Source organism: Colwellia sp. 5_MG-2023, assembly GCF_030547795.1.
In the GTDB taxonomy this organism is placed as follows: Bacteria; Pseudomonadota; Gammaproteobacteria; order Enterobacterales; family Alteromonadaceae; genus Colwellia.
Genome location: NZ_JAUOPW010000045.1, coordinates 1 through 13,942 on the forward strand (window position 1 = coordinate 1; position 13,942 = coordinate 13,942).

A 13,942-nucleotide genomic window follows, 5' to 3' on the forward strand; every position below is an offset into this window, starting at 1 on the left:
ACGGTTTTAACTCGGCTTAAATTCAACCATTTCAGCAACATTCATAATATGTCAGCAGATAATCTTAATTCCCTCGAATTAATCAATATTTGAGTAACCCAAAAAAAGCTCAAGAGACTTTTCATTATTGCCTGTCGTTATTGTGGGTGGCATGATTAATTTTTCTGCCGTTATTGTGGGTGGCATGATTAATTAGCATGATTAATTAATTAATTCAATAAGAACTAAAAGATCTGCTAAATTAGCAAGGTATATAGTTTATAGCATCGAAAATCATCTATCCGAGCACTCATTTGATTTTGAGTATGATAACGGCTCACTCGAACATGTTTTACCTGAAAATCCATCGACTGAGTGGAATGAAAATTTCCCTAAAGATATCGAAGAGAGTTTTATTTATAGGCTCGGCAATTTTACATTATTAGAGCCAGACAAAAATCGTGTTATAGGTAACAAAAACTTTGAACATAAATCCGGTGTTTATGAAACGAGTAGATATGAATTAACAAAAAGATTCGGTTATCAAAAGTGGAACCAAAATAACCTTAAAGCTAGACAAAAGTATTTAGCAAAACAAGCTAAAGCAATCTGGCATCTACCTTACGCGTAAAGTAAAAACTAACAAGTTGCTTAAACGGACACAAAAAGCTGGCTGTGCTCGTACCTCGCTATTATAGCCAGCCATTTTTAGCCGCTTAGCAAAGGGTTAGCATTTCAAATATAGGCTCAGAGTATGGATACACAAATGGATCAAGAAGTAGCTAAAAATAAGAGTAGCATCTGGCTAAAAGTAGCAATTGCCACTCTAGTTATTGCAACCATCGGACAAGTAAGTGCTGTATTTCTGCCTGCGCTTACTGGTAACTCACCTAAAGCTTCTACTTTAATAGGCTCAATTCTATGGCCTGGACTTTTATTTATGTCCATCTGGGCTTTAAAGCATAAACGTAAAATAATTGGATTTTTTATTGGAGCAATTATTGGGTTCATTCTTGATTTCAGTGCTGGGACTCTTGTTGCCTATAAACAAGCTGAAGTTAATGCGATCGATTTGGCTGTTGCAAATAGTAATAAAGGCCTTCCAAAAATGATTGATGAAGAAACCCGTATGGATTTAGCTTCAATCGATCAAAAATCGAAGGACTACAGTCTTAGTTTTACTTTGGTAAATTTACTAGTTTCAGAAATTGATATTGGTATTCTTAATGACAACTTTGAGCAATCAATAAAGCCTAGTACCTGTGGTATTCAACAATTTCAGGTGTTCTTTTCTGAAGGTTACAAAATCAATTATATTTACAAAGACAAAAACGGAAAATTTATAAGCCAATACAGCATCACCCCCAAAGAGTGTATCAAGCAGTAGAATGCTAACAAGCTGTTAAACAAGGACAAAAAACAGTTGCTTTTTGCTCCTTCGTCGCCTATTTTAACCAACTATCTTTTGCCCCTTGGCAAAGCGTTAGATGTTTCTCAGGTTTGGAGTTCAAATGGGATTTAAGTTTTGGTTCGTTAGAGCATTAAAAGTACTTCTTGGGGTAGCAGCCTTACTTTTTATAGTTGAGTTGCTTAAACAGCATTCAGTTCAAGAAGCATTAATTTTTGCTTGTACTTGGTCATTGATTACAACAGCAGTGTTTATATGTTCAAGACTATATCAATCACGTAAAGGTGTAGAGTGTGCTTTGTGCAATGATATTCCAGACAAAAGTGATAAAAACACCTAACAAGAAATCAACAAGGTGATTGCTCCTCCCCCGATAAAACGGACACCAAAATCTAACTAAAGAAGAGGTGTCTCATGCCAAAGTACAACAATCCAAGACGAGCTTGGAAATATTCAAATGAATTCGTCAGATATACGAAAAAATGACGTTTGGAATAACCTACCACAGTCCACTTTGAGTTTAAACCAGCCCTATAAGTGAGAAGAACATGCTGGCCAATATTGACTTAAATATGCTCATGAATTTGCAAAGGCTTAATGTCTGCTTATGGCTAAAAGTTTACTGTTGGATCATTAATTCCGTATATTTGTATCCTGTTAATTCTTTAATCACCTTCGTCACATAAATCAAAAGGCCAACCAGCATTAACATTGATGGTATGGCAATAACGGGATAGCTCATTAATGTCATATGACCAAGCTCTTCATTAAACATAACCGTACCAGCAGGGCTTTTAACAAGCCATTTTGCCAGCAAGTAATTCATAATTGACGAAAAAACAAAGGTTAATGCCAATAAATGATTGGCAAATGCCATCCTAGTAACAAATTCATTCATTTTCCCTAAGTCATTTAATTTGTTATAGACCATATTTACATCAATTATAGATTCATTTAACAGTATTTTTGCGATTAAAGGCTTGCCATATATACCAGAGAAAACTACAAACACTGCAATTAACCCAGGAATAGAAGCCTCTTTAATGGCTAACCACTCAACACTCAATTCAAATAGTGCAATACCACCTGTTAACAAAACACTAAAAAAGCCAAACACTGATATAAAGTTGGTTTCTTTCGTTCTTACATAATCATAGATGGCATAACCTATGGGAAATGATAGTGCGACAATCAACCCAAGCACCACACCTAAATATTCAGGTCCTGAAAACTTCATTAATAACCACGAAGGCAACGCAACATTAAATATTATTTCCAATAAAGGTTTGTTTTTAGGTTTTTCTGAACTCATTAATCAGTCTCTCTTTATTTATTGTCTGTTCTTTCTAAGCTATAGCTTTAAGTTTCTGAATTGACATAATAAAATACTTATGAATTAACACAAAGAATTCATTATTATTTAAATGTAAGAATTCATACACTAGGTTGCAATGAGTTTGCTGGTATTAAGGAATTTAAGAGTAAATATACTTGTTTTCGGGGGAGTAGCCCTTTGCTCCAAGAGTAAAGTGTTATGTGAGCAACACTAATTGCGGCTTCAGTTTCCGTGACTGTAGAAAATGAAACGTTTTATGTATGCTCACCGGCTGGAGATTATAAGAAACACCACGAAAGCAAAAATTTTGTGGTGTTTTTTCGTCATAAATTAAGAGCGCTATTGACGTTTAAAAGCGGTATTTATTGGTAAGTTTAATGCTTCAGCAATACCTTTCCATGAAACATATTTAAAATTGGTACTTTCTCGTTTTACACCTGATTTAGTCGATGACCCTTTTGGTGGCTTATTATCACCGTCTTGCATAACTAAAACACCTTGGCTAAATTCTTTGCCAAAATTAGCATTTACTACCATCATGCCATCAGTTTCATCTGCGCCATCAATATCGCCATCGCCGACAGTAAATGAATTAATGTATTCATAAGGTGCCATTCGATTAAATAATGCAATGGTATTATCACCTTGGCTTGAAGCAAGTAAATAGCCTTTACCGTTGCCACCATCATAAATGGTTAAACCTTCAACATCGGCGATAAGGTGGTCATTACCGTAGTCATTATCTTTACTGGTATCGAGCTTACAAATATATTCGTCTTCGGCGTCACTCCATTTGCGACTGTAAGGCACGCCATAAGCATTTACTTTAGAAATAAGTTGCCATTTTTGGCTATTAGCAGCGTCACTAAGGCTTACTTTCCAAATACCCACATCTTCTTGGGCAAGGAATAGGGCATTATTGTCAATATCTGCAACCATACCTTCTAAATGAGGATGTTCGCCATCTTCCTCTGAACAAGGAGTCCATAGGCTATTATCAGGTAATAGAAATTTCTCAGGAAAATCTAAGTTTGCTATATTTTTATAACTGATCGTGCCGTTACCATTATCGAAAACTTCCAATTGGGCAACACGGGTTTCACTATTTTGGGTAACAAAAGCCATGGTTTTATCGGTTTTAGCTGTCGCTAAACCATAAGCCGTGTTGCCTTTATTAACTTTTTTTTGATTTTTAGTGAAAATTAAGGGTGCTGTTGGCGCTGTTACATAAGTGAGTAACTTATCAGCATTAACATCAATAGTATAAATAGCCAATTTGTCTAAACCACGATCAGACAGTAAAACTAAATCGACACTTTTACCATCTAAATTAAAGTCATAAACAATCTCAACATTGTTAAGTCTGCCAGCTTTATTTTTACATTTTTTCACCGAACTCTCACACGGTGGAGCAGGTTCAGGTTTAATAAATTGTAAAAGTTCGCCTTGCATGTTGTAAACATCAATACCACCTTTTTTAAGGGCAGTAACAACTAGGCTTTTACTTTTATCTGTTGGATGAACCCAAATGGCTGGATCATCAACATCAGTAAAGTTACCTTGAGCATCGCTATAATGTGAGCGTGTTTCTATGGCTGGTATAACAGTGGTAATATGCTTGGCAGGTTGCGCAACGCTGATAATCGACGTGGTTATTAAAGTTAAAGCCATTGGTATTAAAGTAATTGATTTCATTTTGTGTACTCCTAATTATTAACTGTTAATAAGTGTACCTAATGCGTTATAAAGTGAAGATGAACCTAAGATTAACTTTTATTAATAAAGATGAATTATAATGTAAGGTGTTGTTTTATAGTGATTAAAAAGGTTTTGGCAATATGGTACTGTAGGTAGTAATGGAGCATTAAGCTTAGCCTACGTAGCTGCAGGGAACATTACTAGCGGAAGCTGGCGGAAAAGCGAACAATATTTTTGCAGGCGAAAACTATTTTAAATTATGGAACCCAGTTATTGCTGCAAGTGGTGTTGATGATGATTTAGTCGCTATCATTAACAATAATTAATGTTACGTAAATATTGCCTTTAATAAGAGGAAGGTAAACTGTTACTATTCCAATCAGAGGACAATATTATGAAACGTTTAAACTCACTAATCTCATTCACTTTAGCTACTTTAATTACAGCCGGAACAATCTCATCTAGTTGGGCTGGCTCAGATAAAGAAGAGTTAGCAGTAGCTAAATCGATAATTGACAAGTCAGGTATTACGGCCCAAAAAGTTATTAGAAAAGTTCAACAAGAATATAATGGCGTTATTTATAGTTATGATCTTGATGACGATAAAAACAATGTATATTTTCACGAAATTAAATTGATAGATATTGAAGCCGATAGAAAAATAAAATTGATTATTTCTATTCAAACTGGTGAAGTGGTTGAAAAAGAATGGAATCGCCTATTTTCATGGTTCTTCGAAGATGATCGTATTGTTACCGCTAAAAAGTTAGCAACAATGAAATACTCTATTCTGGATGCTATTGACGCGATAAAACTTGATGAATCTGCATTATTACAAGAAATAGAAGTTGAAGATAAACAAGGTGTATTATTTTTTGAGCTAGAAACAATTGACAATGATGGCGAAAAAGATTGGCTGGTAGATGCTAATAATAATCAAATCATTCCTGTATTTAAGAAGTAGGTTTAGTGCATGAAATTACTGGTTATTGAAGATGATAAGACAACCCTTGAATATATTAAAAAAGGTTTTGTTGAACAAGGAAATATAGTTGATACCGCAGAAAACGGACCTGACGGTCTTTTCTTTGCAACAAGTAATAGTTATGACCTTGTTGTACTTGACCGTATGTTGCCGAAAATGGATGGTTTAGCATTATTATCGGCAATGCGTGCGGCTAATATCAAGACACCAGTAATTATTTTAAGTGCATTAGGTCACGTAGATGAGAGAATTAAAGGTTTGCAGGCGGGAGGTGATGATTATTTAACTAAACCATTCTCTTTTCAAGAATTGTATATTCGAGCAAGTATTCTGGTTGAACGCCATCGTACATCATCACATAAAAATGGGCTTGCAACAGAGCTTACCATTGATAATTTAGTAATGGACTTGGTAGGTCATAAAGTCGTTAGAGATGGTAAAGAGCTAACGATACAGCCTAAGGAGTTTCAATTATTACGCTATTTACTAGAGCATCAAGGTCAGGTGATTTCAAGAACTTTATTATTTGAATCAGTTTGGGATTATCATTTTGATCCTAAGACCAATGTAATAGATGTTCATGTAGCAAAGTTAAGAAAAAAACTGGAAGAAAACGGTCAGCCTCAACTTATACATACTGTTCGAGGAGCCGGGTATGTGGTTAGAACGATTTAAAGTTTTTACCCGAACCTCGATTTGGCGCTTCACCTTAATTTTTACCTTTATTGTATTACTTATTTGTTCAAGTATTTTGGCGCTGGTTTATCAATTTACCGTGGGTGAACAAAAGCGTCAAATAGCAACACAAGTCACCATTGCCGCACAAGGATTTTCAGACCTTTCTCATAGTCCAAGTATGACTAAAGCCGACTTTCAAACAGCGATACAACAGCGAATTGATAGAAGTGGTGCAATTATTTTGGTATTAAAAAATGATGATAATGTTATTGGTAACTTAAGCAGTTTGCCAAAAAATTTAGCAAAATTCCCATCGTTACAACACTTTCCAATAGCTGTTGTGAATCACTTAGGTGAAACAACCGTTGAAATAGTATTAGGTACCAATTTAGAGACACGATTTGGTAGTTTATCAATAGCATTATTTGATAATAACTATCAGGTTCTTGAAAGCCGTTTTATAACGGCAAGCGTTGGCGCTTTACTATTTGCCTTGATCGTTACACTTATTTCAGGTTTTTTATTAAACCAGCGAGTACTCTCAAGAGTGAAACAGATAGGCGAACTGACTGCTAATGTAAAAGCGGGACGGTTAAAATCAAGACTGCCTATCAGTAGCAAACAAGATGAATTTGACATGATTGCCGATCAAATTAATCAAATGTTAGATGAAATTGATGATTTAATTAATTCAGTCGCACAAGTAACAGACAATGTAGCTCATGACTTACGTACACCGTTATCTCGCATTCGTATTTCTGTTGAAGATAGCTTAACAGCATTTGATGAAAACAGCGCAGATGCACAATGGCGTATAGCACTGTTAGACGAAATAGATCAGATAATAGACACATTTAATGCCATGTTAGAATTATCACGATTAGAAAAAGGTGTCCCAAAAAGTACATTTAAGACTGTAAATATTGAAACACTTTGTGAAGATGTTATCGACTTAGCGACGCCACTTGCCGAAGAAAAAAATCAAAAACTGACATTGAATATAACAATAGATGAGGAATCTTCTTTATCAAGGCTTAAAGGGGAGCCAAACCTTTTATTTCGCGCTATTTTTAATGTTGTCGATAATGCCATTAAATATACCCAAGCAGCAGGAAATATTGCGTTAACATGCCATATTTCATCACAACAAATTGACATTGTTGTTTGTGATAATGGACCTGGAATTGCTAAAGAGTATTATGACGCGGTGTTTCGGCGACTTTACCAAGTAGACTCTAGCCGCCAAGGGGATGGTTTTGGTTTAGGGCTTCCTATTGTTAAAGCCATTGTTGAACTTCATGGAGGTTCTATATCTATGTCGTCGTCTAATCCTGGGTTAACGGTTTCTATTACACTTAAGCATTAAGTCACTATGCAATGAATAAGTTATTTTAAACTCATGCATTCTAAACTAATACATTATAAACCCAGGTCTAAAGAAATATTGAGATCAAAGGAGAAAACCAATGACCTCAAAACCTATTTATAAAAGCTTTTTGTACATTAGGTTTCTAAAAACTTAACCCATGGCTGTGTTTGTTCAAACAGAGTAAGTATTAGTTTTATACAGACAAGTAAAGGCACAGCAATCAATAATCCAATCAAACCCCATAACCAACCTATGATTAATAACCAAACAATAATGATAAAAGGGTTAACACGCATGTTCTTAGCTAAAACTAAAGGGGTTATAAATTGTGATTCAAGTATATTAAGTGATAATACACTACAAACAACGATCAATACCTTGATATCTGTTCCCCATTGAACAGAGCTTGCCAGCGTAATAGCGCCTAAAGCAAAAGCGGGACCAACGAATGGAATGAAATTAACAAAGCCGACAATTAATCCCCATAATAAAGCATCTTCTAAACCCATTAACGTGAATAACAGCATTGCGATTAAGCTTAGAAATAAGTTAATTAGACTAACGGTTAATATATATCGAGATAGTTGCTGCTGTATGTCTAGTACAAATTTAAATGCTTTTTTTTGTCTACTCTCAATCACAAAAAGCTGTACATAGTGTCTAAAAAGTTTGGGAGAATATACCAGTGTAAATAAAATTAAAATGATGGCGGTGATAAGCTGTATAAGAGCAAAAGGAGCTAGAACCATAAATTCAGCAGCAAAAGAAAATAATGATTCCTTCAATTGAGTTTGAATCATCGATTTATTTTCAGAGTTATTGGAAATTTTAGGCTTTTCTTTGAACCATGAAAACCAACTATCGCTAATTTCTTGTGTACTATTTACATTATCAGTACTTTCAGTGTCGATAATATTTTGATATTCATCTAGCTTTTCTGAAATATGCGTAGAAATTTTGGGGAGCATTTTTGTCCATTTCGTGACCGGCTCTTCTAATTGACTGACTAATGCACTGGTAGGCACAATTAAGCAACTTAATAGAAATATCGCGCCCAATACTCTTGGAACATAAAAGCGCTCCAAGGTATTAACCCCTGAACTTAATAACAATGATATTAACGCTGAAGCGACTAAAAGTAGAATTAATTCTTGTGCAAAGTATGCAGTATAAATAACAGCGAGAACTGTTAGTGTAATATGACAAACTAAGCTTTTATTTACAGTCTTTTTTTCTTCTGGGATTGATGTCACTTATATTCCAACCTTGTTTTAGGTGCTTCAATGGGTAATTTTAACGATTATGAGCTTATATTTTCCTACTTAACTCTACTTACACGACTCACCTGGCTCTGGCACATCATGATGACTAACATTTTCTACTTGGGTAATATCCTTTGTTCTTTTTATATCTTCAGGCTCAGCGGTGATTCCTTTTTGTTTTTTGTTAGGATTATATGAGAGTGTTGTAAGTAGTGGAAAATGATCTGAGCCTATAGAAGGTAAGCGCTTAATTTTAGCTAACGTGAAGTGCTTACTATGAAATATATGATCTAAAGGCCACCGCGCAAATATATATGAGGTATGAAAAGTATTAAACATACCTCTACCTATACGAGGATCTAACAAACCACTTATTTTTCTAAAAAGGCGGGTTGTAGACGACCAAGCTACGTCATTAAGATCGCCAGAAACTATTACAGGTTGTTCAGTTTTAGCAATGCTCTCCGCTACCATTATCAATTCCGCATCGCGCTCTGAAGAACGCTCATTTTCTGTCGGACTAGGTGGCGCTGGATGAAGAAAGTGAGCGCGAACTTTAGTGCCATTTCTGAGTGTTATCAAGGTATGCATTGACGGAATATCTTGTTCAACAAGATATTTAATTTCTTGCTCTGCCAAAGGAAGTTTAGAAAAAACATGCATGCCATATAAATTATCTAAAGGGCAATTAATAGTATAAGGCATTTCATTGGTTAGCGTACTCAGAGCATTCTCCCACCATATATCAGTCTCTAAGGTGACGAGTACATCAGGATTATGACGTTTAACTAGTTCTACTAAGGCCTTAGCATCTCTATTCGTCATAAGAACATTGAAATTAAGAATTGTTAATTGATTTTTTTCATCATTGTCTTTTGATGATTCAACTTCTTTATGCCAAAGCCTGGTGTAAGGTAAAACCCACCATAATTGCCAAGCGATGGAAAATATCGTTAGACTAAAGCAAACAAAGAATAAAATAGTAGATATTTTCATAAAAATCAGTTGGTTGATGAGTAAAATAAAGCCACAAATAATAAATTGTAATCGCGGAAAATCGAAGGCTCGTAGCAGCCAATGAGAGCTGCGTGATAAAGGTATAATGGTTGCGATAACAAATAAAAATGTTAGGGCCGTTATAGCAGAAAGCATTTTATATCCTAATTATTGAATTATTCTTTAGTATTATTTTTTCGTTGTATTATAAGAAAGTCTATTCTAACTAGACACTTATACTTTATTATCATACCTGAAATAAATATCGCTATTGTTTTTTACTAACTTATTTAGCTAAATATCTTAAGATCATCGGTACCCACTTTACGTGTAGCGAACAACTTTACCATTATTCGCTGCTAATGCCACGGCTACCTCCATATAGTACTATGTTATTAGTTGTTTGAATTTTACTTATCAACTACTTATAGATTTACGGTCCATAGTTAATAGAGTGAAAATTATTCAATTTCTTTTGTAAACTTTTCATTAAGATTACTTTTAAAACAAAAGCAAAACAATAAGTTATTGATAATTAAGTATTTAAGTATTGGTTTGATAGTTGCACTACTATAGCGAGGGCAATGAGAATTGCATCGTTCTATTAAACGACAAAAGGAAAAATTACTATGTCAGCGACTAAAAAAACAGTAAGTACTCCAACTAAGAAAACGATACAAGAAGATCATTCAGTGACTGATAAATTACAAGATTCATTGCATCATTCGGTTGATGCATTAGCTGAAAAAGTAGGTTCAGCGGAGGAGTCTATTCGTGAAACAGCACATAATAGCTCAGAAACATTTGTGAAAAAGCAAAGTGAAATAGAAGACAAGTGGAATAAGTCAGCTGTTAAAAAGTATGCGATTGAAAATCCTGTCGCTTCTGCTGGTATCGCATTTTCAGTAGGTATGTTGGTTTCAAGTTTTTTAAAAAGAAAATAATATAGGCGTAAATTAGTATGAAAACTCCAGAGCAAGAGGGCGTTTTCAAACAGCCCCCTCATGATGATTCAAACGCACAATCAGCATCATTCACCAAGACATATGAAAGTATTGAAGCGTTATTTGGAAGTAAAATTGCTAAACTAATCGCGTCTAAGAACCTTGTAGTTGCTGAGGCTAAACTTAGCCTCAGTGCTATTTTATTATCTTTTGCTATTAGCTTAACACTCGTTGTTATAGCTGCAGTAATATGGATACTATTAAATATTGGCGCAGGTTTAGTGGTTTATGAGCTTATTCACTCTATTAGTTTATCTATTGTTATTTTATTAATAATTAATGTCTTGCTTGGTTTATGGTTATTTAAACAATTAAAATCTGTATGGGAGTTAGTCGGTTTTTATTCGACAGTTACAGATATTATAGAAGGGGAATAGTATGAAATTTATCCTCAAAAACGAAATTAAAAAAGTTGAAGAAACTCAACAAATATATACCGCAGCTTCAGCGCTAGATAAGCACAATAGCTTATCAGCCAAATCTAACATGAAAAATTTATTGGCATCAGAAAAAGGGCTTGCAGCATCGTTTGGTGCTGGTTTAGCTAAAGGATTATTAAATGATAGTCATAATTCTAAACACAGTTCATCAAAACCTGAATGGACAGCCCTACTAAATATTTTATTTAAATTACAGTAGCAGAATATTTAGTGTATTACCTTGTAGATTACTTGTGTTGCTGATCGCTGCTTAACTTTTCTTTAGTTAATTTACTGTTAAATTAATTGTGAGATTATTAATCCTTTTTATCAACTCTAAGCTTTCATTTAAGCTCTCATTATTATTTATTGTCAATATCCTTGAGCCTTAAGAATAAATTACTTCTACAGCCTAAATTATTTTCAGGTATCGTATGAGGAGAGGGTTCTAGGTAAGCTGTTATAAAATTATTAAATAAAGCTGACGACACCCCATACTGTTATTATAAATACAGTTAAGATAATCATTGTTTTAGTTTTATGTTTACGGATCATTTTCTCAGCTTTGTCACCTGCGTAATACACTAGAATTGCCAAACCAAAATAACGGATAGATCGCGAAATAGTTGCTGCGATTAAGAAGAGCGTAAGTGAGTATTTAGTTGCGCCTGCCGCAAGCATCGCGATTTGAAATGGTACCGGCACAATGCCTAAGGTTATGACAAACCAAAAACCTTGTTTTTGCATGCTTTGTTTAATATTCTCAAATTGCTCAGGAGTTGAAAATGTACTTATAATCCAATCACCAACGGCGTCAAATAAAAAATAGCCCATAGCATAGCCAAATAAAGCACCAATAATACACCCTAAAGTAGCCATAAGGGAAATAAGCCAAAGTTTGTCTCGACGTGCTTGCATTAAAGGGACTAAAACAGCTTCTAAAGGTATAGGTACTATGGTTGATTCTAAAAATGATGCGGTAGTAATACTACTAAGCATATATTTAGACTCAACGAACTGATGTGTTTTTTTCTTAACCTTTTCTTGAATGCTCATAGTACTTCTTTTGATGCGTCCTTTTTATATTTCGGGTGAGGGGGTTACTATTTTCTTCTATCATTCAGTTCATTTAAGTTATCAAATTAAGAGTGGGCTGTATGCTTACTTGTTAAGTATAAAAACAGACCTAAAGCACTTAATAATAGAGCAGTACAAGATATTACCGCTACTGGATAATATAGGTTGCCCGCGAGATCTAATTGACTATATTTTATAACCATAATTAACCCCTCAAGTGATAATGCAACGCATACGGTGCCAATAAACCTAGGCATTGTTCTTCTTAATGTAGCAATAGTATCATCTTCTTGTTTATCTTCTTGTTTATCTTCTTTATTACTTGAATATTCTTTATTAATAACCAATGCAAGTTCAAAAACAGCTAGACCTATTACACCAGTATTGATACTACTTAAAAATATTTGCATTATATCAATATCACTTGCAATGCCATCAAATACATTAATTACTAAAGATATAAGAATAGCAGCGGCTAATCCTAAAAAAATTAGTGTAAATGATAGGGCAAAAATTTTTCTGATGAATAAGTGAAGGGGATTGCTCATTATTTTTCTTCCTACTTATAAATAAATAGCATTTAATTATTAAGTACTACGATCAAAAAAATACTGCTACGTATAAGTAACAGTATTTATGGTTAGGATTAAAAACTAACAGTCTTTGTCTTTAGTACCTACTTCATCTTTTACATTTTCACAGGCATCTTCTATAGCATTGCCGGTATCAGATATCACTTCATCAACTTTTTCACCTGCATTTTCTACTTGGTCGTCTGCACAAGCTGTTAAATTTAAAGCAGCAATAAGTGTTAAAACCAAGATTGATTTGTTTTTGTTGATATTCATAGTTATTCTCCGTTAAAAATAAACTGTTTGTAATGTTTTGAAATTATTGTGCTCACAACTTTCTTTAGGGTCTAGGGGCTTTTCCTCGTAACGCATTGGCAATTAATGAAATAACCAATAATACGATAAAAATAAAAAATATAATTTTTGCCATTCCCGCGGCTGCACCAGCTATACCACCAAAACCGAAGATCGCTGCAATAATTGCGATAACAAAAAAGGTTACTGCCCAATTCAACATGTCTACCTCCATTAATTTGTTAAATAATACATTCGTTATTACATTCGTTATATATAATGCGACAGTTGTGCCAGTTCTTAAGTGTTTGTTATTTAATGTTTTATTTTTATTTATTAATTGCAATGATTGAAGTGATAGTAATTATTACAAGGTAAGAATGTATAATTTTCAAAGTGGCAGTAGAGAGTAAAGCGCGGAAGTCGTGTGAAGAGACTAGATGTGTCGAGTTATCATTGGTCTTTGCATAATTTTATGTGGATAAAGGTTATATCGGTAATAAGCTAAATAAAGGTTAGCTGTAATTTAGGTAGATCTTTACTACTGTTTATTAAAAAAATTTTAATAAAATGACATATTTTGGCGTTTAGTCTTATAACAAATAATTTAGCTAATATAAATTAAACTGAAAATAAAAGGAATAATGATTATAAAATTAAGAGTAGAAGGTGCTTTCACTATCGAATTAACCGTTGATAGTTATCAGAAATAATATTGAACAGAATTTACTTGAATTAAAAGTGGTGGACGATACAGGACTTGAACTGGTGACACGGTGCGGGATGTAAAGAGTAGAAGGTGCTTTCACTATCGAATTAACCGTTGATAGTTATCAGAAATAATATTGAACAGAATTTACTTGAA

General features: G+C 34.1%; 17 protein-coding genes. 9 read left to right on the forward strand and 8 right to left on the reverse strand.

The genetic code is table 11. From position 1 onward, the window contains the following. The first annotated feature begins 217 nt into the window (after positions 1-217). The 3 genes from Q4496_RS17995 (at position 218) to Q4496_RS17475 (ending at position 1,727) form a co-directional block, all read left to right on the forward strand. Positions 218-610: an HNH endonuclease family protein gene (locus Q4496_RS17995; RefSeq protein WP_368411065.1), complete on the forward strand. Its 393-nt coding sequence runs from the start codon at positions 218-220 to the stop codon at positions 608-610. Positions 611-745: 135 nt separating this feature from the next. Further along, complete coding sequence (locus Q4496_RS17470; protein WP_303610935.1) at positions 746-1,366, forward strand: hypothetical protein; 621 nt, start codon at positions 746-748, stop codon at positions 1,364-1,366. Between the two features lie 124 nt (positions 1,367-1,490). Next, the gene (locus Q4496_RS17475) at positions 1,491-1,727 is read left to right on the forward strand and encodes a hypothetical protein (protein WP_303610936.1); all 237 of its coding nucleotides are present in this window, start codon (positions 1,491-1,493) and stop codon (positions 1,725-1,727) included. Positions 1,728-2,006: 279 nt separating this feature from the next. Here Q4496_RS17475 and Q4496_RS17480 read toward each other — a convergent pair whose 3' ends face one another. Both Q4496_RS17480 and Q4496_RS17485 read right to left on the reverse strand, forming a co-directional pair. Further along, positions 2,007-2,699: a VC0807 family protein gene (locus Q4496_RS17480; protein WP_215974624.1), complete on the reverse strand. Its 693-nt coding sequence runs from the start codon at positions 2,697-2,699 to the stop codon at positions 2,007-2,009. 363 nt (positions 2,700-3,062) lie between these two features. Then, positions 3,063-4,418 carry a phytase gene (locus tag Q4496_RS17485; protein ID WP_303610937.1) on the reverse strand — a complete coding sequence of 452 codons (1,356 nt, stop codon included), beginning with the start codon at positions 4,416-4,418 and terminating at the stop codon, positions 3,063-3,065. A 397-nt stretch (positions 4,419-4,815) separates the two neighbouring features. Here Q4496_RS17485 and Q4496_RS17490 point away from each other — a divergent pair, with 397 nt between their 5' ends. Genes Q4496_RS17490 through Q4496_RS17500 form a run of 3 tightly spaced genes read left to right on the forward strand, consistent with a single transcriptional unit; the run spans position 4,816 to position 7,450 of the window. Then, positions 4,816-5,385, forward strand: a complete 570-nt coding sequence (locus Q4496_RS17490; RefSeq protein WP_303610938.1) for a PepSY domain-containing protein — start codon at positions 4,816-4,818, stop codon at positions 5,383-5,385. Positions 5,386-5,394: 9 nt separating this feature from the next. Continuing rightward, positions 5,395-6,081 (forward strand): response regulator transcription factor, encoded by a 687-nt coding sequence (locus Q4496_RS17495; protein ID WP_215974621.1) that lies wholly within the window; start codon positions 5,395-5,397, stop codon positions 6,079-6,081. Then, a complete protein-coding gene (locus Q4496_RS17500) occupies positions 6,062-7,450 on the forward strand; it encodes a HAMP domain-containing sensor histidine kinase (RefSeq protein ID WP_303610939.1) in 1,389 nt (462 codons plus the stop codon). The genes Q4496_RS17495 and Q4496_RS17500 overlap by 20 nt, the downstream gene beginning before the upstream one ends. A gap of 137 nt (positions 7,451-7,587) precedes the next feature. Here the strand turns inward: Q4496_RS17500 and Q4496_RS17505 are convergent, their stop codons facing one another. Beyond that, positions 7,588-8,706, reverse strand: a complete 1,119-nt coding sequence (locus Q4496_RS17505) for an AI-2E family transporter (RefSeq protein ID WP_303610940.1) — start codon at positions 8,704-8,706, stop codon at positions 7,588-7,590. A gap of 75 nt (positions 8,707-8,781) precedes the next feature. Next, the gene (locus tag Q4496_RS17510) at positions 8,782-9,867 is read right to left on the reverse strand and encodes an endonuclease/exonuclease/phosphatase family protein (RefSeq protein WP_303610941.1); all 1,086 of its coding nucleotides are present in this window, start codon (positions 9,865-9,867) and stop codon (positions 8,782-8,784) included. 473 nt (positions 9,868-10,340) lie between these two features. Between Q4496_RS17510 and Q4496_RS17515 the strand changes: the two genes are divergently transcribed. The 3 genes from Q4496_RS17515 to Q4496_RS17525 are packed head-to-tail and all read left to right on the forward strand — an operon-like array spanning position 10,341 to position 11,354. Continuing rightward, positions 10,341-10,655, forward strand: coding sequence for a DUF883 domain-containing protein (locus tag Q4496_RS17515; RefSeq protein WP_215974617.1), 315 nt, complete (start codon positions 10,341-10,343; stop codon positions 10,653-10,655). 17 nt (positions 10,656-10,672) lie between these two features. After that, positions 10,673-11,092: a hypothetical protein gene (locus Q4496_RS17520; protein ID WP_303603152.1), complete on the forward strand. Its 420-nt coding sequence runs from the start codon at positions 10,673-10,675 to the stop codon at positions 11,090-11,092. Between the two features lies 1 nt (position 11,093). Then, on the forward strand, positions 11,094-11,354 hold the full coding sequence (locus Q4496_RS17525; RefSeq protein ID WP_303610942.1) for a hypothetical protein: 261 nt from the start codon (positions 11,094-11,096) through the stop codon (positions 11,352-11,354). Between the two features lie 251 nt (positions 11,355-11,605). On the opposite strand, the gene Q4496_RS17530 is transcribed toward Q4496_RS17525, so the two are convergent. The 4 genes from Q4496_RS17530 to Q4496_RS17545 all read right to left on the reverse strand — a co-directional run bounded on the left by Q4496_RS17530 (position 11,606) and on the right by Q4496_RS17545 (position 13,300). Continuing rightward, positions 11,606-12,190 carry a YqaA family protein gene (locus tag Q4496_RS17530; protein ID WP_215974614.1) on the reverse strand — a complete coding sequence of 195 codons (585 nt, stop codon included), beginning with the start codon at positions 12,188-12,190 and terminating at the stop codon, positions 11,606-11,608. Positions 12,191-12,276: 86 nt separating this feature from the next. Next, on the reverse strand, positions 12,277-12,759 hold the full coding sequence (locus Q4496_RS17535; RefSeq protein WP_303610943.1) for a hypothetical protein: 483 nt from the start codon (positions 12,757-12,759) through the stop codon (positions 12,277-12,279). A 105-nt stretch (positions 12,760-12,864) separates the two neighbouring features. Continuing rightward, the gene (locus Q4496_RS17540) at positions 12,865-13,059 is read right to left on the reverse strand and encodes a hypothetical protein (RefSeq protein ID WP_215974612.1); all 195 of its coding nucleotides are present in this window, start codon (positions 13,057-13,059) and stop codon (positions 12,865-12,867) included. A gap of 64 nt (positions 13,060-13,123) precedes the next feature. Continuing rightward, positions 13,124-13,300, reverse strand: a complete 177-nt coding sequence (locus Q4496_RS17545; protein ID WP_159819628.1) for a DUF1328 family protein — start codon at positions 13,298-13,300, stop codon at positions 13,124-13,126. Positions 13,301-13,942 lie beyond the last annotated feature (642 nt).

Excerpts from the sequence above, each read along its gene's own strand:
- Q4496_RS17470 (WP_303610935.1), top strand. The coding sequence starts at position 746 with ATGGATCAAGAAGTAGCTAAAAATAAGAGTAGCATCTGGCTAAAAGTA.
- Q4496_RS17475 (WP_303610936.1), top strand. The coding sequence starts at position 1,491 with ATGGGATTTAAGTTTTGGTTCGTTAGAGCATTAAAAGTACTTCTTGGG.
- Q4496_RS17480 (WP_215974624.1), bottom strand. The coding sequence starts at position 2,699 with ATGAGTTCAGAAAAACCTAAAAACAAACCTTTATTGGAAATAATATTT.
- Q4496_RS17485 (WP_303610937.1), bottom strand. The coding sequence starts at position 4,418 with ATGAAATCAATTACTTTAATACCAATGGCTTTAACTTTAATAACCACG.
- Q4496_RS17490 (WP_303610938.1), top strand. The coding sequence starts at position 4,816 with ATGAAACGTTTAAACTCACTAATCTCATTCACTTTAGCTACTTTAATT.
- Q4496_RS17495 (WP_215974621.1), top strand. The coding sequence starts at position 5,395 with ATGAAATTACTGGTTATTGAAGATGATAAGACAACCCTTGAATATATT.
- Q4496_RS17500 (WP_303610939.1), top strand. The coding sequence starts at position 6,062 with ATGTGGTTAGAACGATTTAAAGTTTTTACCCGAACCTCGATTTGGCGC.
- Q4496_RS17510 (WP_303610941.1), bottom strand. The coding sequence starts at position 9,867 with ATGCTTTCTGCTATAACGGCCCTAACATTTTTATTTGTTATCGCAACC.
- Q4496_RS17515 (WP_215974617.1), top strand. The coding sequence starts at position 10,341 with ATGTCAGCGACTAAAAAAACAGTAAGTACTCCAACTAAGAAAACGATA.
- Q4496_RS17520 (WP_303603152.1), top strand. The coding sequence starts at position 10,673 with ATGAAAACTCCAGAGCAAGAGGGCGTTTTCAAACAGCCCCCTCATGAT.
- Q4496_RS17525 (WP_303610942.1), top strand. The coding sequence starts at position 11,094 with ATGAAATTTATCCTCAAAAACGAAATTAAAAAAGTTGAAGAAACTCAA.
- Q4496_RS17530 (WP_215974614.1), bottom strand. The coding sequence starts at position 12,190 with ATGAGCATTCAAGAAAAGGTTAAGAAAAAAACACATCAGTTCGTTGAG.
- Q4496_RS17535 (WP_303610943.1), bottom strand. The coding sequence starts at position 12,759 with ATGAGCAATCCCCTTCACTTATTCATCAGAAAAATTTTTGCCCTATCA.
- Q4496_RS17540 (WP_215974612.1), bottom strand. The coding sequence starts at position 13,059 with ATGAATATCAACAAAAACAAATCAATCTTGGTTTTAACACTTATTGCT.
- Q4496_RS17545 (WP_159819628.1), bottom strand. The coding sequence starts at position 13,300 with ATGTTGAATTGGGCAGTAACCTTTTTTGTTATCGCAATTATTGCAGCG.